Source organism: Streptomyces sp. NPDC006259, from assembly GCF_042870975.1.
Classification (GTDB): Bacteria; Actinomycetota; Actinomycetes; order Streptomycetales; family Streptomycetaceae; genus Streptomyces.
The window spans coordinates 59,475-78,663 of record NZ_JBIAHY010000008.1; the positions used below are offsets into that span (position 1 = coordinate 59,475).

Below are 19,189 nucleotides of genomic sequence, written 5' to 3' on the forward strand. Positions count from 1 at the left end.
TCGCGACGGCCGCGAGAAAGCGCTGACGGGGGGTCGGGACGGCGGACTCGGCGCGTTCGGTGGGAGGCGTGCGGTCGGTGAACCCGGCGCGTTCCGTGGGACGGGTGCGCTCGGTGGGGTCGCCGCGCTCCACGAGATGCGTGTGCTCGCCGGACTCGGTGGGGTCGCCGCGCTCCACGAGATGCGTGTGCTCGCCGGACTCAGGATGCGCGTGCTCGCCGGATTCGGTGCGCTCGCCGGACCGCGCGCCCGGGGCGGGCCGTGTCCCCTCGGTGAGCTGCGTACCCTCGGCGCCCCGTACGCCCTCGCCGGATCCGGGGTGGTCGGCAACGTTGTCGAACATGCCGTCACCCGCCTCCGCCCGCTGCCTGAGCACCTCTCCCAGGGCCCCCTCCGTCGCATGACAGACCTCGGCCCAGACCTTGCCCAGGGCGGGGCTGGTGGAGGCGAGGCGGATGAGGGTGCGGACCCACTCCCAGGACGCCGCCGACACCCCGACGCCGGGCGTGAGGGTCTGCCGTACCGCGTACTCCAGGGCCTCGGGCAGGGACAGGTGGGGCGGGGCCGCGCGCACCGCCTCCGCCCAGCGCTGGGCGCCGGCCGCGTAGAGGGGGGCGATGGCCTCTTCCTTGGTGGCGAAGTACCGGTAGAACGTGCGCGGCGCGACACCGGCCGCCTGGGCGATGTCCTCGGCGCGGGTGGCCCTGAGGCCGCGACTGACGAAGAGTCCGGCGGCCGATCGGGCGATCTCCATCCTGGTCGCCGCCTTACGTCGCTCGGTCAGCGAGGCCGAGGCCGGCGGGGTGGACGAGGAGGGAAGCGGTGCGGGGGTGGAGCTTGTCACATCGGCAGGCTATGCCCATGTGGCACAATCTGCCATCCAGGCGGGCCACCCCGGGGTTCAGGTACGGGGTGCCCCGCCCCTAAGCGTGCCGCTACGGCCGCTGGGCCGCGCCCCGGCGAGCAGCGCACAGGCCCACCCTCGCCGCCGCAGCCACCCTGCCGCTCGGCCACCCAACTTCTTCGGCCACCCAGCCCCTTGACCTCTTGGCCCCTCTTTTGGCCTCGCGGCCCCTGGGTAGCGGCGGTCCCTGGCGCCCGCGGCGCCGACGCCGGCGCCGCAAAGACCGACTGCAAGGCCCTGCGGACCCGCACGGGCCCGCGCACGAAAAGAGCCGGGCCCCGGCGCCGGGGGGGAGGCGCCGGAGCCCGACTCGGGAGAGTCCCGGCGCCGGGGGGGTGTGCGTCGGGACGTGGTTCAAGGGTTGTCGTTCATGAGTTGCCACCCGGGGCATGGCCACGGGAGTGAGGAGAAGGGGTCGTGCCAACGCCGTGGGGCCAGGGGATCAGGACCGGTCCGGTGGGTCGGTCCGCGCTGTCGGTGCCCGAACTTCCGTGCCGTCCTGAAGTCCTTTTTCCCTCGGTGTCACCGGTTGAAGCGACCTTCTCCGCCATGTTTTGCGCGTACTTTCGCCACCCGCGTACGCCGGTGGCGAATCCGCACCCGTCCGCCGGTGGTGCATACCGCACCCGCCGGGACCCCGGCCCGGCCCGATCCTCGCCGGACGCGGAGCCCTTACGGGGGACGCGGAGCCGTTACAGGTGCGGTACCGCCCGCACCCGCGTATCCCGCCCTACGCCGCCGCCTCGAACCCGGTGTCGCGGGCCAGCTTCTTCAGCTCCAGCAGCGCGTGCTTCTCGATCTGCCGGATCCGCTCACGCGTCAGACCGTGCTCCTTGCCGACCTCGGTCAGCGTGCGCTCGCGGCCGTCGTCGATGCCGTACCGCATCTTGATGATGGAGGCGGTGCGCGGGTCGAGGCGGTCGATGAGGCCGTCCAGTTCCTCGCTGCGCAGCAGCGTGAGGACGGACTGCTCCGGTGAGACGGCCGAGGTGTCCTCGAGCAGGTCGCCGAACTGGGTCTCGCCCTGGTCGTCGACCGCCATGTTCAGCGAGACCGGGTCGCGCGCCCAGTCGAGCACGTCGATGACGCGCTCCGGTGTGGAACCCAGCTCGGTGGCGATCTCCAGGGGCTCCGGGTCGCGGCCGTGCTCGCGGTTGAACTCCCGCTGCACGCGGCGGATGCGGCCCAGCTCCTCCACGAGGTGGACGGGCAGCCGGATGGTGCGCGACTGGTCCGCTATGGACCGTGTGATGGCCTGGCGGATCCACCAGGTGGCATAGGTGGAGAACTTGAAGCCCTTGCGGTAGTCGAACTTCTCGACCGCTCGGACCAGGCCGGCGTTGCCCTCCTGGATGAGGTCCAGCAGGGGCAGACCGCTGCGCGGGTAGCGGCGGGCGACCGCGACGACCAGCCGGAGGTTGGAACGGATGAAGACGTCCTTGGCGCGCTCTCCGTCGGCGACGAGCGTCTCCAGCTCCTCACGGGAGGCGTCCGCCTCGGACTCCTCGAATCCGTCGAGGAGCTGGCGCGCGAACACACCCGCCTCGATGATCTGCGACAGCTCGACTTCCTTGGCGGCGTCGAGCAGAGGCGTGCGCGCGATCTCGTCGAGGTACATGCCCACCAGATCGCGGTCGGCGATCTCTCCGCCGTGGACGCGAGCGCTGCTTGCCGCGCCGGTCTCGCCTGAGGCGGACTGACGACGGGCGACGGCACGGGTTGCCATGCGTGCTCCCTTGCGATGATGGGGTCAGCGGTGGTCCTTGGACACCGGCGCACTGACTGGGGTCCTCCCGGGACTCTCTCGGGACTCTCCTCGGGTGCCCTGCATCCGATGGAAACAACGACTGGAATCAGGACAGAATTCCCCACCCGTCCCCCGAATTTTCTGATCATGCAGTACCCTGTCGCACCCCACGAGGAGGACGAATGCGGTCGGAACGTAGAGAAGTGCAGGTCAGGCCGGGAGTCGAGGGGGACCTGGAAGCCCTGACCGACCTCTACAACCACTACGTACGTGAGACGCCGATCACATTCGACACCACGGTTTTCACTCCGGAGGAGCGCCGCCCCTGGCTGCTCTCCCACCCTGAAGACGGGCCGTACCGGCTGATGGTTGCCACGGACGCGGACGCACAGGAGATTCTGGGGTACGCCACCTCCAGCCCCTTTCGCGCGAAGCCCGCCTACGCGACCTCCGTCGAGGTGACGGTCTACCTCCGCCCGGACGCCGGCGGTCGCGGGATCGGCACGCTCCTCTACGAGGCGCTCCTCAAGGCCCTGTCCGGCGAGGACCTGCACCGCGCGTACGCGGGCATCGCCCAGCCCAACGAGGCGTCCGTGCGGCTGCACGAACGCCTCGGTTTCCGGCACGTGGGCACGTACCGCGAGGTGGGCCGCAAGTTCGGCCGCTACTGGGACGTGGCCTGGTACGAGAGGGACCTGTAGCGGGCGGACGGGGCACCGGTCCGGCGGGGCAACTGGTCCGGCGGGCCAACAGGCCCCACGGTCAGCCGAACTGCACCGAACGCTTGGCCATTCCCAGCCAGAAGCCGTCGATCACCGACTTCTGCGTGTCCAGCTCGCCGGAGATCTCCGCGGCGCCCATGGTGACGAACAGCGGGGCGAAGTGCTCGGTCCGCGGATGGGCGTAGCGGCCGGCCGGGGCCTTGTGCAGGAAGTCCAGCAGGGCGTCCCAGTCGCGGGTCTCCAGCGCGTGCCGCCCCCAGTCGTCGAACTCCGAGGACCAGGTGGGCACTCCCCCGCCGGTGTGCCGTAGCGCGGCCAGGTTGTGGGTGAAGAACCCGGAGCCGACGATGAGCACGCCCTCGTCGCGGAGGGGGGCGAGCCTGCGGCCGATCTCCATGAGCCGGACGGGGTCCAGGGTCGGCATGGAGATCTGCAGGACCGGGATGTCGGCCGCCGGGAACATCTCGACGAGCGGGACGTACGCGCCGTGGTCGAGGCCCCGGTCGGGGATGTCCTGCACGGGGGTCCCGGGGGCGCGCAGCAGCTTGCGCACGCTGTCGGCGAGCGCGGGTGCGCCCGGGGCGTCGTAGCGCACCTTGTAGTAGTGCTCGGGGAAGCCCCAGAAGTCGTACACCAGGGGGACGGGCTCGACCGCGCCGAGCGCGAGGGGCGCCTCCTCCCAGTGGGCGGAGACCATGAGGATCGCCTTGGGGCGGGGCAGGTCGGCGGACCAGGCGGCGAGCTGGCCGGGCCAGACGGGGTCGTCCGCGAGGGGCGGGGCGCCGTGGCTGAGGTACAGAGCGGGCATGCGCTCCCGCGGAACGGCACGCTCCTGGGTGGCGGCGGACATGGCGGCGACTCCCTCGACGGCTCGGATCGACACATGCGATCGACCCACGTGATCGACACACACACCGAACTTGCTTGAACTCTAAATTTCCTCCTGCCACATCACTGTAGGCGCCACTTGTTTAAAGTTCAAGGACGGAGCCCGTAGAGTGGAGGGCATGACGAAGGCAGCCGCATCCGCTTCCGAGCCGCACTGGCTCACCGCAGAGGAGCAGCGCATCTGGCGCTCGTACCTGCACGCCACCACCCTTCTCGAGGACCACATGGACCGGCAGTTGCAACGCGACGCCGGCCTGCCGCACGTCTACTACGGCCTCCTCGTCAAGCTCGCCGAGTCCCCTCACCGCCGGCTGCGGATGACCGAGCTGGCGATGGACGCGAAGATCACCCGCTCCCGCCTCTCGCACGCCGTCGCGCGCCTGGAGAAGAACGGCTGGGTACGGCGCGAGGACTGCCCCTCCGACAAGCGCGGCCAGTTCGCGGTGCTGACCGACGAGGGCCTGGACGTCCTCAAGGGCGCGGCGCCGGGCCATGTGGCCGCCGTGCGCAACGCCCTCTTCGACCGGCTCACCCCGGAACAGCAGAAGTCCCTCGGCGAGATCATGCAGATCGTCGCCGAGGGACTCCAGCCCAACGAAGTGGGTGCCGACCTGCCCTGGCTGCGCTAGCCGCTACAGCCCGGGCAGTACGTCAGGTCAGTGAGCGACCACCGGGACCGGGACGGCGTCCTCGGCGTCCTCACCGGCGCCCATGACCGCGCTCATGTCCGGCTTGCCGGCGTTGACGAAGGTCAGGGCGATCGTGGCGGCGACGACCAGGATGCCGACGGCGAACCAGATCGCGCTGGTGTAGCCCTTCACCATGGCCTCCAGCTGGACCAGCTGCTGCTGGGAGCGGGTGGCGGCGCCGCCCATGTGGTCGGCGATGTACGAGGTCGTGGCCGAGGCGGCGATCGTGTTCAGCAGCGCCGTACCGATCGCGCCGCCCACCTGCTGCGAGGTGTTGACCATCGCGGAGGCGACACCGGAGTCGCGCGGCTCGACACCCTGGGTGGCCAGGGACATGGCCGGCATGAACGCCGTACCCATGCCGAGGCCGAGCAGCAGCATCGCCGGCAGCAGCAGGGCCGCGTACGAGGAACCGATCTCCAGCTGGGTCAGCAGCAGCATGCCGAGCGCGGCGACCAGGAAGCCGGGGCCCATGAGCAGCCGGGGCGCGACCCGGGTCATCAGACGGGTGCCGATCTGGGTCGAGCCCGTGATCATGCCCACGATCATCGGAAGGAACGCGAAGCCGGTCTTGACCGGCGTGTAGCCCTTCACGATCTGCAGGTAGTAGGTCAGGAAGAGGAACAGGCCGAACATCGAGATGATCGCGAGACCGAGCGAGAGGTAGATGCCGCCGCGGTTGCGGTCGGTGATCACGCGCAGCGGCAGCAGCGGGGACTTGACCTTCGCCTCGACGGCCACGAAAGCCGCCAGCAGCACGGCGGAGGCGACGAACATGCCGATGGTGACGGCGTCGCTCCAGCCGTCGGACTCGGCGCGGGTGAAGCCGTAGACCAGGGACACCAGGCCGAGGGTCGACAGGATGACGCCCGGTATGTCGAGCGGGGAGCGGTTGCGGCCGCCCGCGGGCTCACGGATGACGAAGTAGGCACCGGCCGCGGCGACGATCGCGAACGGGATGTTCACGAAGAACGTCCAGCGCCAGTCCAGGTACTCGGTGAGGAAGCCGCCGAGGATGAGGCCGACCGCGCCGCCACCGCCGGCGATGGCGCCGTAGATGCCGAACGCCTTGGCGCGCTCCTTGGCGTCCGTGAACATCACGGCGAGCAGGGAGAGGGCGGCGGGCGCCAGCAGCGCGCCGAACACGCCCTGGAGGGCGCGGGAGCCGAACATCATCGCCTCGTTGGTGGCCGCGCCACCGAGCGCCGAGGCGGAGGCGAAGCCGACCAGGCCGAGGACGAAGGTGCGCTTACGGCCCCAGAGGTCGGCGATGCGGCCACCGAAGAGGAGGAGTCCGCCGAAGGCCAGGGCGTACGCCGTGACCACCCACTGGCGGTTGCCGTCCGAGATCCCCAGATCCTGCTGGGCGGAGGGCAGGGCGATGTTCACGATGGTGGCGTCGAGGACGACCATCAGCTGGGCGAGCGCGATGAACGCGAGCGCTTTCCAGCGGGCCGGATCCGCCTGGCGGAGGCCGGGAGCCAGGGTGGCTGTATCAGACATGGAGGTACCCACTTCGGAGCTTCGTGACGGAAATGTCGTGACTTGATAAGAGAAAACGGGCGGAGCGAGAGAGCGGCTCGTCGACGGTGACGGCCGTGGCGGGATATCGGTCGATCAGTTCGGTGACGTCGTCGGCGACGGCTCTCTGTCCGAGCGTGGTCGCCGGTGGCTTGCGGAGACTCGTGGTCTTCTTGCGGCGGGTCGTTGTGCTTGCGGTGCTTGCGGTGCTCGTTGTGCTTTGCGGTGGCTCGTAGTGGCTGGTGGTGCTCGGAGTTCCTGCGGTGGCCTGCGGTGACCTTCGATGGCTTGTCGCGCCTTGTGGTGCCCTTGCGATGGCTCAGGCCTGGCGCAGGTCCTCCATGGTCACGGCCGTACCCGGCAGGACCGACCGGGCCGGGGCCCGCAGTCCGTCCAGGAACAGTTGGAGATGGCGGTGGAGAAAGCGGTCGGCGTTAAGGCAGACGGTGCCCGCCGGGGGCCGGCTGAGCTGGGCGACGGCGACCATCAGGTCACCGAAACCGACGTCGCCACGAAGCTGCCCGGCCTGCCGGGCGCGCTCCATGACCTCCTCGACGAGCTGCTCGACCCGCATGCGGGCCGCCAGGAGATCCGGATGGTTCTCGTCGAACGTGCTGGCCATCATCGGGCAGAGCGCGCTGATGCGTTCATCGGCGGCCACGTGCACGAAGCGCTCCAGCGCGCCGAAGGCGTCGCCCGTCTCGGCGAGCGCCTGGGCGGCCGCCTGAGCCGTGCGGTCCATGACGGAGCAGACGACCTCGCGAACGAGCGCCTCCCGGTCGGGGAAGTTGCGGTACACCGTGGCATTGCCGACACCGGCCCGGCGGGCGATGTCGTCCAGCGGCACCTCGGGGCCGAGTTCGACGAACATCTCGCGGGCGGCGGTGACGATCCGCTCCCGGTTGCGCAGGGCGTCGGCGCGCGGCCGGGACACCTTGCGCTGCGCGGGGGCGGTGGCGGTCTGCACGGCGTACTCCTCTGGTCGATGCGTGACGGTGGTGCGGTGTGGTGCTGGTGGTGATGGTGGTGCTTGCGGGAAGTGCTTTTACTGGTGCTTCTGATGTTTCGGGTACGTGGTGCTTCTGGTGCCGGTGGTGCTGGCGTCCTGAGCGATCCGGGGAAGTGATCCCCGTTTCCGTCGGACACATGGCTAAACGGGGAGACGGTCCCCGGTTATTTCCGGGACGGCGATTCTTTTGACGTGACCTGGGTCACAGGCAAGCCGACCCGTCCCCTACCGCCCGGTAACCCACGATCGGCCGCTTCAGCGCGCGCCCCCGCCCCCGCCCGATCAGGGTGTTCGAAAGGGTGCAGCCGGTGACCGGTGGCTGCCTGGCGCGAAGGGTTCCTGCATGCAGCCGCAGCCTGAGCGACCTGGGGCAGGCCACCACGGCATGCCCACGGAGCCGCTCCGCCGACGCATACGTCGGCGCCGTACGGCCGGCCTCGTCTGTGTGACCGCGCTGACCTTCGCGGTCAGCACCTCGGCCGGCACCGGTCACCTCTCGGCGCGCCCTACCCGGGCAGGCGCCGGCCCGATCTCGCTGGCCCGCTCCGCCGCCCTCTCCCCCTGCCTGATCACCGCCGGCTCCGCCGTCCAGATGTCCGAGGGCGTCCCCACGACCGGCGGCTACGCCCGCTCCACCGGCACCGTCCGCGCCCTGACCCTGATGATCGACTTCTCGGACGCACGCGGCCGCGGCAAGGCACGTGACCGCTTCCACGAGTTCTTCCCGCAGACCCGGGACTGGTTCCGCACCGCCTCCTACGGCCGTCTCGACTACCGCGCCGAGACCCCCGTCCCGAACTGGCTGCGCATGCCCAAGCCGTTCAAGGCGTACGGCATAGAACGCGGCGCGCCCTTCGACCCCGGCTACCGCGAACTGGTCCAGGACATCGTGGCCGCCGCCGACCCGGTCGTCGACTTCCGTGCGTACGACCTCCTGAACGTGCTGGTCACCCCGAACGCGGGCCCCTCAGCGCTGGACACCGTCCTGTCGGTGACGTTCGCCGGCAACCAGGAGGCCCCGGTCGCCGACGGCGTCCCCGTCGCGAACGCGTCCTTCGTCTACTCCCGCCAGGACGACGGCTCCGGCTCCTACGACCGCACCGGCTACCGCGTCCTGCCGCACGAGAACGGCCACGTCTTCGGCCTGCCCGACCTCTACACCCAGGAGGGCGGCGGCGCGGTCGGCCACTGGGACATCATGAGCGAGGACTGGGGCGCCAACAACGACTTCCTCGGTTGGCACAAATGGAAGCTGGGCTGGCTGGACGCCGACCAGATCGGCTGCGCGTCCGCCTCCGGCACCAGCGAGCACGTCCTCACCCCCCTCTCCGAGCGGGGCGGCCCCAAGCTGGTCTTCGTCCCCCTCGACAGCCGCCTCGGATACGCCGTCGAACTACGCACCCGCGGCGGCAACGACGAGGCGGTGTGCCGTCCCGGCGTCCTCGTCTACAAGGTCGACGCGAACATCGAAACCGGCATGGGCCCGGTCACGGTCCACGACTCCACGCGCGACAGCGGCGGCTGCACCCGAAGCCCGAACGTCCACGCCGAGCTGTCGGACGCGCCGCTCGTGCCGGGCGAGACGTTCCGGGACACGGCGCGAGGGGTGCGCATCTCGGTGGTGTCGGCCGACCTGAAGGGCGAGTACCGGGTGCGGATCACCCGCGAATAGCCGGCGGGCCCCGGGGGGCCGTGGGGCCGGCCTGCCACGGGGGGCCGTGGGACCGGCGGGCCCGGGGGGGGGGCCGTGGGACCGGCGGCCTCAGGTGGCCGTGGGGCCGGCGGGGGCGCGGGCGGCCGTGGGACCGGCGGGGCCGCGACTACCGTAGGCGGCCTGCCGCGACCGCCGTACCGGAGAGACGATGCCCGCCAGGACGACCCCGACCGCCGCCGCCCCGGACAGCCAGGTACCGGAGGAGGCGGTCACGCCGCTCATCCGCGGGATCGCCGTGCTGGAGGAGCTGACGGCGGCGGGCGGCACGATGAGCGCGAGCGCCCTGGAACACGCCACCGGACTGGCCCGCTCCACGGTCGACCGGATCGTGGCGACCCTGGCCCGCATGGGGTACGTCCGCCTGGAGGGCCGGGAGGCGGTCCTGACCCCGCGCGTGATGGAACTCGGCAACGCCTACCTCGCCGCGCTGCGCCTGCCCGCCCTCCTCGGCCCGCGAGCCGATGCCCTCGCCGACGAACTCGACGAGTCGGTGTCCCTGGCGGTCGCCGACCGCGACGGGATCCGCTTCATCCACCAGGCGACCCGCCGCCGCGCGATGTCCCTCAGCTTCCGCATCGGTGACCTGCTCCCGGCCGAACGCACCGCCCCCGGACCGCTGTTCGCCACCGAGTGGACCGACGCGGACTGGTCCCGCTGGCGGACCCGCCGGTCGACGGACCCGCAGGACCGCGCCTTCCCGGCCGTGCCCCCGGCCCGGCACACCGGCCCGGACGACGCGTTCGTACGCCGGACCGAGCGGGCGGCGACGGACCGCTGGTCCCTGGACGACCAGCTGATCGAGCCGGGCCTGGTGGCGGTCTCCGCGCCCGTACGGGACCCCCGCACGGGACGCCTGGCCTGCGTCGCCAACGTCGTCAGCCACACCAGCCGGCACACGGCGGCCGACCTGCACGACACCCTCCTCCCCCGGCTCCGTACGGCCGTCGCGGCGATGGAGGAGGACCTGCGCCAGGCCCCGCCCGCCGAACCGGGACCGCCGCCCGGAGGCCTGGCCGCCTGGACGGGCGTGTCGAAGCAGGAACTGGGCCGCGAGTTCGTCGAGTCCCTGGCCCGCGGCCTGACCGTCCTCACCGCCTTCGGGGAAGGACGGGCGGCCCTGACCCTGACCGAGGTGGCGCAGGCGACGGGCCTGGCGAGGGCGACGGCCCGCAGAGCCCTGATCACCTACGAACACCTGGACCTGGTGACCCGGACCGCCACCGACCGCACGTTCGCCCTCACCCCCCGAGTCCTCGGCGTCGGCTTCCCCCCGCTCTCCGGGACCTCCCTCCCCCGCCTCGCGGAACCCCACCTACGGGCCCTGACGGACCGCATCCAGGAAACGACCTACCTCGCCGCCCCCACGGAAACGGGCACCGAGATCCAGTACACGGCCCGCGTGACCGCCCGCCACGTCATGCGCGTCGACATCGGCATCGGCACACGGCTCCCGGCCACGACCGCCACAGCGGTGGGCCGCGTCCTCCTGGCCGACCACGACCACGCCCTGGGCGACGAGGAGTGGGAACAGGGCGTCCGCACCCTCGCCGTCCCCGTCCACGACCGCACCGGCCGCACGGTCGCCGCCCTCACCACCTCCACCCACACCGCCCGCCGCACCGCCGAGGACTGCCTCGACACCCTCCTCCCCGCCCTGACCACCACAGCCGCCCACATCGAAGCCGACCTCCACACAGCCTCCCGCTTCACCCCCGTCCCCCCGACCTGACCCCCACACCCCCAACCGATTCCGGTACGCTGACGCCTGGACCCACACAGGTGGGCCCACGCCTTCGTAGCTCAGGGGATAGAGCACCGCTCTCCTAAAGCGGGTGTCGCAGGTTCGAATCCTGCCGGGGGCACCAGGTCAAAGGCCCTTCACCTCCGGATTTCCGTAGGTGAAGGGCCTTTGACGGTAGTGGTTGACGGCAGTCGCCTCTCAGGCGGCGGGCAGACGGCGCTTGAGCAGCCGGTCCACGTGGCTGATCGCCTCCCGCCGGGTGTCGTGGACGACGTGCGTGTGGACGTCCATCGTGATGCTGATCTGGCTGTGGCCGAGGATCTCCATGATGACCCGTGGCGCGACGCCGGCCGCCGTCAGCAGCGTGGCGCAGCCATGCCGCGCGTCGTGCAGCCGGACCACCCGCAGCCCCGCGTCAGCCGCGACCCGCGTGAAGGACCGGTAGACGTTCCGCGGCTCCACCGGCCGGCCGTTGCGCGTGGCGAAGACGTAGCCGGTCTCGGACCAGGTGACGCCCGTGCGCGCGTACGTCTCGCGCTGCCGCAGCCGGTGCCACCGCAGCGGTGCGAGGCACAGCGCGGGCATCGGCACCACGCGGATGCGACGGCTCTTGGGATCGTCGTCGTACAGCGTTCCCCTGCGGCGCTGCGTCTGTTGGCGGACGTGCACGAAGCGGTTGTCCAAGTCCACATCGGACCAGCGCAGGCCCCCCAGCTCGCCGCGCCGCAGCCCCATGGCAATCGCCAGCACGAACGCCGCGTACAGCGGATCGCTCCGCGCCGCCTCGAGGAAGCCCAGCGTCTCCTCCAGCGACCAGGGCCGGATCTCCCGCTGCTTGTCCACCAACGACGCCACGTTCCGCGTGATCAGCTCCTCGCGTACCGCCGCTGTCAGGGCCGTGCGCAGCACCCGGTGCGCCTCCTTCGCCGTCGCAGCCGTGTGGGCGTTCTGCACGCGGGTGATGAAGCGGCGCACGTCCGCAACGCTCAGCGTCTCCAGCCGCCTCGTGCCCAACAGGGGCACGAGGTCGAGCCGCACCTGCACCTCGTACTTGTCGTACGTGCTGTGCTTGCGGCGCGGTTCGACGTAGTGCTCCAGCCAGTACGGCAGCCACTCGGAAAGCTTCGCGGACCGGGTGGGCGTCGGGATGCCCTGGCGGTCGCGCAGGACCAACTCCTGACGTTTGGTGTCGCACTCCTCCCACGTGGCGCCATAGACGGTCTTGCGCTTGCAGGTGCCGTCAGGCTGGGGAACGTAGACGCGCGCTTCGTAACGTCCGGCCTTGCGCTGCCAGATGCCCTGCCGACGATCTTCTTCCCCGCGTCGATGCCCTGGCCTGCGGCGGGGACGCTGGTGGAGGTCTTGACGCTCTGGGCGTCGATCACGCAGGCCGTCGGCTCGGCGTCCCTGCCTTCCTTCTCTCGTAGAAGCTGCCGGAGCAGGCCGTTGAGCTGGGCGAACACGCCCTCGTCGGCCCATTTGGCGAAGTAGCCGTAAACGGTGTTCCAGTGCGTTCTGTGGAATCAAAGATGTCAAGCGGTGTGCGTATAGATCACGCCCAGGTAGAGGCGCTCGTGATGGGGCACGTGGTCGTCACGGCCAGGCGCGAAGAACACCGCGCAGACGTTCGCGGGTTGGGTCAGGATGCTGGACTGCTCTCCGAACGTGAGGCGGTCGTTGACCTCGTGGCGGCAATCGACGGCGTCAAGGCTGGCGATCAGGTCTTCTCGGAGCACCGTGGACGGGTGGGACTCTGAGTCTGGCAAGACCAGGGGCGGCAACTTGGTCGTCGAGCCCGGCCGAAGCCTGATATCGATTCCGCTTACGACGCGTTGGGTGACAACCAGCTCCAGGCCGTTCCAGGCGTAGGGGTAGCCGTCGATGTCCGGCCTCATCCGGATGGCTGGGTGCGGGCGTCCTGGCCCCAGGAGATCCTCGGCCTCGGCCAGCGGCATGCCGCAGTGAAGCGGGCCGATACGGCCGGTCCGGGCGAAGTCGACGAGCACGTTCATCAAGGTCACGATGGTGACTCTGGCATCTCCTCGTGCCAGCTCACACCTGGATAATGCCCGAGGAGTCCTCAGCACGCCTCACCGGGTCGGCACGATCGGGTGCGGGTGGTGAGGTCGATGACCGGCAGCAGTGTCGCAGTCGCGGGTGCGCCGATCTGGCTCGGTGTCGGCCCTGCGGGGGTAGGAACGTCGGCGAGTCGTTGGAGGAGCTTGTCGAGGGCGGTCTGCCCGTCATCGACGGCGGCGCGTTCATCGTCGGTGAGCGGGATATTGGCCAGCATCTTCTGCAGGTTGTCTTTCGCCTCCAGCAGTTGGCCCTTGCTGGATCCTTTCGGGGTGTAGAAGTCGCAGCGTGCGCAGGCCATGCGGTGCTGGCACTGCTCGAAGAAGGTGTAGGTGCACCAGCCGTGGCCGAGGTCGTAGTACTGCCAGGGCTCGCCGCTGGCGGCGGCGCCGGAGGTGACCGCGTCGCGGTCGACGAGGACTTCGATGGTGCGTACGTTCCTAGCGAAGTAGCCGGCGTCGTTGTAGGCCCTGGCCAGGGTGTTCGGAGTGAGCTTCGCGTAGTGCGTGGTCGCCTCGGGAGTCCGGTGGCCCAGCCATTCCTGCAGCTCAAAGAGGGTCATGGGCTCCTTGGCGTTGTAGAGCTGGCTCGCGATCGTGGACCGGGCCCGGTGACTGGTGATGTTGCCGCGGACGTCGGAGTTGGGGACGCCGGCCTTGCGGCAGAGCATCGGGATGATCGCCGTGTTGATGTAATGCTTGGCGACCCGGCGGGCGCGGTGGGCGAACAAGAAGTCGGCGTACTCGTTTGTCTTGCGGTCGAGCATCGGCGGCTGAGCGGGTCTGACGGCCTGCCATGCTTCGATGGCCTGGCCCAGGAGTGGATCGACGGGTTTGGTGAACGCGGTACCTGTCTTGTGTGTCGGGACATCCAGCAGGCAGACGGCGTCGCGAGCGAGGACCTCTCCGGAGTCGCCGGGGATGGGCAGGCCGTCGTGCTGCCAGCGGATGCAGCCCACCCGGAGGCGGGCGATCTCGTCGCTGCGTTGACCGGCAAACAGCCAGGTCAGTGTGATTGCCCGGATGAGCTCGACCGGGTAGGTGCGGCCGTCTGTGGTCGGCAGGTCGCCGGGCTCGAGGTTCAGGCCCGCCCAGAGCAGCTTGGCCCAGATGTCATCGGCGATCACCCGCGGGTCCGGGCCCATCAGAGCGCGAACGCTTCGTGGTGTTCTCAGGGCATGGGCGGGGTCGAACCGGCGCGGGATCACTTCCCATTCGTGCAGGTCACGGAAGAAGGCACGGGGCACTTTGAGATAGCCGGACTTCGCCTGCGGCGTGAGCGGTTTGCCCAGGCGGTTCTGCGATCGCATGCCGTGGGTCCACTGGGAAAAGTCTCCGACGCTCATCCGGTCCACGGCCGCGACCCAGGACGCGCACGTCTGGCGGGTCCACTGGCCGGGCTCGGTGATCTCGGCGTGTTCGGCGGCCAGCCAGCGACCGATCTTGGCGAGCACGCTGCGGTAGCCGCTGCGGATCTTCGGAGTCAGCGTCGATGTCGCGTACCAGTGCTCGACCGAAGCCGCCCAGGCCGCTGAGACGCCCTCCATCGCAGTCGGTCCGGGCGCGTGCCGTGAGGGTGGCGGGTCCGCGTGGCCGAGTGCCGCGATCGCCCGCTGGAGGCCGTAGAAGTCCTTGCCCCACTGTCCGCTCATCGCCGGGTGAACGCGCAGCGCGGCCAGGGCCTCGGTGGACAGGTCCTCCAGCAGCGGACTTCGGTTCAGCAGCAGCGTCTGGCAGATCACGGCAGCCAACTTGTCGGCGTCACGACGATAGCCCCAGTCGGCCAGAACTGTGCAGATCCGACGGACGGCATCGTCTACGGGGACCGGCCCCGAACACCCGACTGGCCAGGGCCGGCCGCTGGAAGCGACCGAGCCGATCGAAGGCGGTGAACTCGGCGAGCAGGAAGGCAAGAGCCAGCACGAACGGCCGGGCATTGGGGCCGATCTGGCCTCCCCACGAGCGTCGGAAGTCGGCGGCGCTGGTGTCGATAATGTCCACCCAGTCATCTGTTGACCAGCCCCAGAAGGCCCGGCGAAGCTTGCCGCAGCGGATCAGCACCAGACCGGCCGCGTCCCGTGCGAACCGCTGCTGGTGTCGGTCGTCCGGCGGCCCGTGCAAGCTGGCGAGAGCGTCCGCCAACGGCCGCACCAACCGCGCGATCGGCCGAAGAGACCCCGCATCGAGGCTGAGGCCGTCTCGCCGGAGCTGGTCGACGCCGAGTGCGAGGAGTGCTTCTGCCTCAGCCTCAGTGAGCAATCCGCGACGGTCATAGCGTGCAAGGTCGATGGGCGATGCCCAGGTCGGGCGGCTTGTCCGGCCCGCCGTTCTCGGTTTGGCGGTCACTCGGAGACCGCCGCAGAGGCATGGGCGCCTCGGGTCAGCATGTCCACGCGCCAGGAATGGATCTGCTGCATACCCCGGTTCAGCTTCTCGGCCAGGTCGCGGCCCGAGAGATGGATGTAGGTCAGCGTCGACTCGGTGTTGCGGTGTCCGGCGAAGGAGGCGATTGCGTGCAGTTCCCAATCCATCCTGGCCAGGTCCGTCAAGCACAGATGCCGCGTGGTGTGGGTCGAGAATCGCGGCAGGTCGGCGGCGAGCGCGACGCGCCGGATCACCTTCGACCAGGTCCACAGGGTCAGCGGCTGGCCGTAGTTGCGGCGGGACTCGGACAAGAACAGCGGCCCGCGGGCCCGGCTGATCGTGGCCCGATGCTTGAGGTAGTCGGACAGGAGGACGCCGGTCGCCGCCGAGTAGGGGACGACGCGTTCGCGCCGGGTCTTCGTCGTCTCGGCCCGGATTCGGAGGGTCCGGTGGGCGGGGTCGAGATCATCAGTCCGCAGGGAGCACAGCTCCTCCCGCCGCAAGGCCGCGTCGTAGGCGAGAGCAAGCATGACCCGGTTGCGTACAGGCTCGTCACGCGCGACAGCCAGTAGGTCGAGCCACTGCTGTTCGCCCGGGATCCACGGCAGCTTCGTAAGCCGGGGCACCAGCCCCCGCTGGTGGCCTCCGAAATTCCGGCCGGGCGTGTAACGACCGCGGCCGACCGGGTTCGACTCCCGCAGGCCTTCCTCGATGAGGTAGTCGTAGAACAGTCGAACCGGCACCAGCCGCTGCTGCAGCGTTGCGTTCGCCAGACCGGCCCCGGAGTCCAGAACGACGACGTTGCCTCCTCGTCGGCTCGGCCGCGTGCTCAGCTCCTTCACGAACGCCGCCACGTGCAGACGCTTCGCGGCAACGGGGTCGACCCCGTCCCGCTCGCAGACCAGCAGATACTCGGCCAGTCCCCGCGCGTACGCGTCGATCGTCCGGGGTGCCCGCCCGAGATCCGTCCACACTTGCAGCCACTCGGCCGCCCGCTCATGCCGGCCCAGGACCGGCCACTTCTCCTCCAGCACCATCGCGCTGCCCAACGGAACTCCTCAGTACGTGGGGACGCCGCAGGATACGAACTTCATCCTGCGGCGCGTGATTCCACGTAATTAATAGGAAGTCGTGCGGAAGATAGCGCCACTGGACCCCGGTGCGGTCCACGTACAAGATCGCGTCCATGATGTCGCGCAGGTCGTGCTCGGGCGGCCGGCCGAAATCCAGGGCCCTGCCACGGCGCTCGAAACGCCACGCAGCCAGGACTGGCTCGATCAACTCCAGCGTGCATCGGACAGATCACTTGGATACGGACGTCGCTTCGGCATGCTTCCGGCGTACCGCGCCGGAGCGAGTGCGCCCAGGCGCACAGCGATGACGACAGAAGCACACGACCGCGGAGACCGGGCATTCTGGGATGAGACAGAAGTGCGTAGCCTTTCACCCCATCCGCAACTCCACCCGCCCCGCAGGCATCGGCGGCCGCCTCCACAACCTCACCTGCACCGCAACCCAGCACTTCGAGAGTCCATCGATAAGCGGGCAGGGCAGGTGAAAACGACTTCTTAGAGCTGGATCCTGACAACCTGCCGGTGGAACCAGTAGTTGTGATGACGGCCAAGTTCGTCGACAGCGAGGGCAACATCCTGGAGTACGGCGTGGACCTCGGAGGGCCCGGCCGGACATGGCGCACGGAATCGGAGGTCTCCCCGTGACGGTCGTGGATGACACGCTTGCGAGTGTGCTCGAAGACCGACTGGACGCCCTGCTTGCGGCTCGCAGGGCTGGCACAATCGCGCCTGACGCCGAAGCAGAGATGGCCGCCATCTCCCGAACCATGACGAGACCGATGCCCCCACGCCCCCGTTCTGTGTCCTGATGGCCGGGCTCCCCGGGTCTGGCAAGACGACGTTGTCCCGCGCTCTAACGGCTCACGGGTTCGTACGGCTGTGCCCGGATGAAGAGATGTTCCGCCGGCATGGCGTTTATGGGGTGGACTTCCCGCGCGGCGTCTTCCCTGCCCTTGAGCGGCCCGTCCTCGAAGAGATCTCCGTCGAGTTCCGACAGCAACTCCAGGCCGGGCGAGACGTTGTCGTCGACCACGGCTTCTGGACCCCGGACGACCGTGCTCGATGGCGAAAGATCGCAACCGATGCAGGTGCAACCACGGTGCTGGTTTATCTTGAGGCCAGTCACGAGGAGCTTTGGTCGCGTGTGAGTCGGCGGAATGCTCGGCATGAAGCTGATCCCAACTCGATCTACTTCTCCGAGAGTGACCTCCAGCGGTATCGAAGCCGGTTCATCCCCCTTGAGGCAGAGAACCGCACCTGCTGTACGAAGGTGACCCCGCGGAAGTGTTCGCGCTCTTGGATGCCCCTCACCACTAGCGGCCAGACACAGAGGCCCAAGGATCCAGCGCGCGATGACGACTGCAAACAGTGAGGAGGGTCGATCCCACTTTGTCCTATACCGGAGTCAACGTCCTTCACGAGATAGACCGCAGCCTCTACGCTGGCCCGGTGACGTGGTGGAGCGCGGCGCACGCACGCAATAGACAGGGCTCACAAGCATCATGGCGGCGAACACTGTCGTGCACGACGTCAGGGTGCTGCAATACCCCAAAGTCATCATTTTGATTGATGCATTTCAGTCCTAGTCAGCCAAACTGAACCTCACATGCAGGTACCCATTCCGCGAGCCTATACAGGACGGAAGAAATTGAAGAATGAAATTGTGCACAATACCGTTCCCGGAGTGGATCATGCGGCCGGCCCAGGCTGCATCTGCCCTAAAGCGCCCTGCGGTGGATCAATGCACGATGACGAGATCACCCCAACGTGCCCGTATCACCGCCTTGAACCGGTTCAAGCGATGCATTATTCGAGCGATTGTCCGGGTCCGCCGGAAGGGAAGAGCAGTGGAATGGTTGGTTTGATGCGAATTTTTAAGAGCCAAAGCTAGAATTTATTCGGGCGTCCGAGAAGTCGTGGCTTCCCTCCCGGGCATGAAAAGCGTCAGGCCCCGATTCTTCCGATGGGGCAACAAGGCTGAAACCCTTCGGTCGTGGCTGGATTCCACGTGACCGATTGGCCGATATTCAACACGAACAGAGCGGTTAGCCGTGCAATGATGCGTAGGTCCAGCATAGGCATCACTATGCACTTTCACGCTTGGAGGCGTTCGATGAAGAAGCGGGCGAAAACTCTATCTGTCGGATTTTCCGTCGGATTGTCCGCCTTTGCGATAGCTGTTTTGGCTGCGGCTCCTGCGTCGGCCGCTCTCCACCCCTTGTCGTGGCACATCAATAAATCCAGGGCCTACATTGCCGACCTGCCTACCCGAACGGCTGTGCAGCAGATGTATAAGGCACAGGAGGAGAGCGCGTTCATGGCCCTGCAGGCAGACATCGCAACGAAGTCGATCCAGCAGGCTATGACTGCTAGCGAGATTACTCGTTATGCATCGAGTAAGAATTGGCCCGGTCCCGGCCACTGAGGTTCCGAGTGTCCGGCAAATTCGCAATAACTCGCACCTACGAATTGCGAATGACGTACCGCTACCATGTGATGCTCGACGCCGTCGTGATCGACGACGGTCTGAGGATCGATGTGGAGTTAGTCCGCCGCTACCGCTGACGACAGTAGGTCAAGGGCATGGCTAACCACGATGAGCGGACCTGACCGTTTCCCCCAGGTGTTCCCAGTGTTGGACTGACGGGCAGAAACCGCAGGTCACGCAGGGTAACCTGAGCCCGCTGTAAATCTGCTGGCTCGTCTTCCCAGGTTCGAATCCTGATGCCGCCACGTGGAGGT

General features: G+C 68.7%; 15 protein-coding genes, 1 tRNA gene and 4 pseudogenes. 8 read left to right on the forward strand and 12 right to left on the reverse strand.

What is annotated here, in order from left to right:
- Positions 1–325: 325 nt before the first annotated feature.
- Together ACFYO5_RS30010 and ACFYO5_RS30015 are read right to left on the reverse strand one after the other, a co-directional pair.
- Positions 326–754, reverse strand: a pseudogene (locus tag ACFYO5_RS30010) (TetR/AcrR family transcriptional regulator); the annotation flags it as partial.
- An 880-nt stretch (positions 755–1,634) separates the two neighbouring features.
- On the reverse strand, positions 1,635–2,630 hold the full coding sequence (locus ACFYO5_RS30015) for an RNA polymerase sigma factor RpoD/SigA (protein ID WP_388714655.1): 996 nt from the start codon (positions 2,628–2,630) through the stop codon (positions 1,635–1,637).
- A gap of 203 nt (positions 2,631–2,833) precedes the next feature.
- Here ACFYO5_RS30015 and ACFYO5_RS30020 point away from each other — a divergent pair, with 203 nt between their 5' ends.
- Positions 2,834–3,352, forward strand: a complete 519-nt coding sequence (locus tag ACFYO5_RS30020; protein ID WP_388714658.1) for a GNAT family N-acetyltransferase — start codon at positions 2,834–2,836, stop codon at positions 3,350–3,352.
- 61 nt (positions 3,353–3,413) lie between these two features.
- Here ACFYO5_RS30020 and ACFYO5_RS30025 read toward each other — a convergent pair whose 3' ends face one another.
- Positions 3,414–4,223 (reverse strand): class III extradiol ring-cleavage dioxygenase, encoded by an 810-nt coding sequence (locus tag ACFYO5_RS30025; RefSeq protein WP_356565222.1) that lies wholly within the window; start codon positions 4,221–4,223, stop codon positions 3,414–3,416.
- A gap of 157 nt (positions 4,224–4,380) precedes the next feature.
- Here ACFYO5_RS30025 and ACFYO5_RS30030 point away from each other — a divergent pair, with 157 nt between their 5' ends.
- Positions 4,381–4,890 (forward strand): MarR family transcriptional regulator, encoded by a 510-nt coding sequence (locus ACFYO5_RS30030; protein WP_356565220.1) that lies wholly within the window; start codon positions 4,381–4,383, stop codon positions 4,888–4,890.
- A 27-nt stretch (positions 4,891–4,917) separates the two neighbouring features.
- Here the strand turns inward: ACFYO5_RS30030 and ACFYO5_RS30035 are convergent, their stop codons facing one another.
- The gene (locus ACFYO5_RS30035; protein WP_388714661.1) at positions 4,918–6,453 is read right to left on the reverse strand and encodes an MFS transporter; all 1,536 of its coding nucleotides are present in this window, start codon (positions 6,451–6,453) and stop codon (positions 4,918–4,920) included.
- Between the two features lie 337 nt (positions 6,454–6,790).
- Positions 6,791–7,438, reverse strand: a complete 648-nt coding sequence (locus tag ACFYO5_RS30040) for a TetR/AcrR family transcriptional regulator (RefSeq protein WP_388714664.1) — start codon at positions 7,436–7,438, stop codon at positions 6,791–6,793.
- Positions 7,439–7,823: 385 nt separating this feature from the next.
- Between ACFYO5_RS30040 and ACFYO5_RS30045 the strand changes: the two genes are divergently transcribed.
- The 3 genes from ACFYO5_RS30045 to ACFYO5_RS30055 all read left to right on the forward strand — a co-directional run bounded on the left by ACFYO5_RS30045 (position 7,824) and on the right by ACFYO5_RS30055 (position 11,059).
- A complete protein-coding gene (locus ACFYO5_RS30045) occupies positions 7,824–9,152 on the forward strand; it encodes a M6 family metalloprotease domain-containing protein (RefSeq protein ID WP_388714667.1) in 1,329 nt (442 codons plus the stop codon).
- Positions 9,153–9,342: 190 nt separating this feature from the next.
- On the forward strand, positions 9,343–10,923 hold the full coding sequence (locus ACFYO5_RS30050) for a helix-turn-helix domain-containing protein (protein ID WP_388714670.1): 1,581 nt from the start codon (positions 9,343–9,345) through the stop codon (positions 10,921–10,923).
- A 60-nt stretch (positions 10,924–10,983) separates the two neighbouring features.
- Positions 10,984–11,059 (forward strand) — tRNA-Arg (locus ACFYO5_RS30055).
- A gap of 74 nt (positions 11,060–11,133) precedes the next feature.
- On the opposite strand, the gene ACFYO5_RS30060 is transcribed toward ACFYO5_RS30055, so the two are convergent.
- From ACFYO5_RS30060 to ACFYO5_RS30090, 7 genes and pseudogenes are all read right to left on the reverse strand, one after another.
- On the reverse strand, positions 11,134–12,231 hold the full coding sequence (locus ACFYO5_RS30060; RefSeq protein ID WP_388715275.1) for a tyrosine-type recombinase/integrase: 1,098 nt from the start codon (positions 12,229–12,231) through the stop codon (positions 11,134–11,136).
- A pseudogene (locus ACFYO5_RS30065) lies at positions 12,225–12,437 on the reverse strand (IS5/IS1182 family transposase); the annotation flags it as partial. The pseudogene ACFYO5_RS30065 and the gene ACFYO5_RS30060, both read right to left, overlap by 7 nt.
- A 30-nt stretch (positions 12,438–12,467) precedes the next feature.
- The gene (locus tag ACFYO5_RS30070) at positions 12,468–12,956 is read right to left on the reverse strand and encodes a hypothetical protein (protein WP_388714673.1); all 489 of its coding nucleotides are present in this window, start codon (positions 12,954–12,956) and stop codon (positions 12,468–12,470) included.
- A gap of 59 nt (positions 12,957–13,015) precedes the next feature.
- Positions 13,016–14,752: a tyrosine-type recombinase/integrase gene (locus ACFYO5_RS30075; protein ID WP_388715278.1), complete on the reverse strand. Its 1,737-nt coding sequence runs from the start codon at positions 14,750–14,752 to the stop codon at positions 13,016–13,018.
- Between the two features lie 19 nt (positions 14,753–14,771).
- Positions 14,772–15,269: a hypothetical protein gene (locus ACFYO5_RS30080; RefSeq protein WP_388714676.1), complete on the reverse strand. Its 498-nt coding sequence runs from the start codon at positions 15,267–15,269 to the stop codon at positions 14,772–14,774.
- Positions 15,270–15,352: 83 nt separating this feature from the next.
- Positions 15,353–16,423 carry a tyrosine-type recombinase/integrase gene (locus ACFYO5_RS30085; protein WP_388714679.1) on the reverse strand — a complete coding sequence of 357 codons (1,071 nt, stop codon included), beginning with the start codon at positions 16,421–16,423 and terminating at the stop codon, positions 15,353–15,355.
- 76 nt (positions 16,424–16,499) lie between these two features.
- Positions 16,500–16,705: pseudogene (locus tag ACFYO5_RS30090) on the reverse strand (transposase); the annotation flags it as partial.
- Positions 16,706–16,942: 237 nt separating this feature from the next.
- Between ACFYO5_RS30090 and ACFYO5_RS30095 the strand changes: the two are divergent.
- The 3 genes and pseudogenes from ACFYO5_RS30095 to ACFYO5_RS30105 form a co-directional block, all read left to right on the forward strand.
- Positions 16,943–17,092 (forward strand): annotated as a pseudogene (locus ACFYO5_RS30095) (GntR family transcriptional regulator); the annotation flags it as partial.
- A gap of 163 nt (positions 17,093–17,255) precedes the next feature.
- Positions 17,256–17,819 carry an AAA family ATPase gene (locus ACFYO5_RS30100; protein ID WP_388714682.1) on the forward strand — a complete coding sequence of 188 codons (564 nt, stop codon included), beginning with the start codon at positions 17,256–17,258 and terminating at the stop codon, positions 17,817–17,819.
- Positions 17,820–18,560: 741 nt separating this feature from the next.
- Positions 18,561–18,872, forward strand: a complete 312-nt coding sequence (locus ACFYO5_RS30105) for a hypothetical protein (protein WP_388714685.1) — start codon at positions 18,561–18,563, stop codon at positions 18,870–18,872.
- Positions 18,873–19,189: the final 317 nt, after the last annotated feature.

Coding starts and splice junctions, on each gene's coding strand:
- ACFYO5_RS30015 (WP_388714655.1), bottom strand. CDS start 2,630: ATGGCAACCCGTGCCGTCGCCCGTCGTCAGTCCGCCTCAGGCGAGACC.
- ACFYO5_RS30020 (WP_388714658.1), top strand. CDS start 2,834: ATGCGGTCGGAACGTAGAGAAGTGCAGGTCAGGCCGGGAGTCGAGGGG.
- ACFYO5_RS30025 (WP_356565222.1), bottom strand. CDS start 4,223: ATGTCCGCCGCCACCCAGGAGCGTGCCGTTCCGCGGGAGCGCATGCCC.
- ACFYO5_RS30030 (WP_356565220.1), top strand. CDS start 4,381: ATGACGAAGGCAGCCGCATCCGCTTCCGAGCCGCACTGGCTCACCGCA.
- ACFYO5_RS30035 (WP_388714661.1), bottom strand. CDS start 6,453: ATGTCTGATACAGCCACCCTGGCTCCCGGCCTCCGCCAGGCGGATCCG.
- ACFYO5_RS30045 (WP_388714667.1), top strand. CDS start 7,824: ATGCAGCCGCAGCCTGAGCGACCTGGGGCAGGCCACCACGGCATGCCC.
- ACFYO5_RS30050 (WP_388714670.1), top strand. CDS start 9,343: ATGCCCGCCAGGACGACCCCGACCGCCGCCGCCCCGGACAGCCAGGTA.
- ACFYO5_RS30100 (WP_388714682.1), top strand. CDS start 17,256: ATGGCCGGGCTCCCCGGGTCTGGCAAGACGACGTTGTCCCGCGCTCTA.
- ACFYO5_RS30105 (WP_388714685.1), top strand. CDS start 18,561: ATGAAGAAGCGGGCGAAAACTCTATCTGTCGGATTTTCCGTCGGATTG.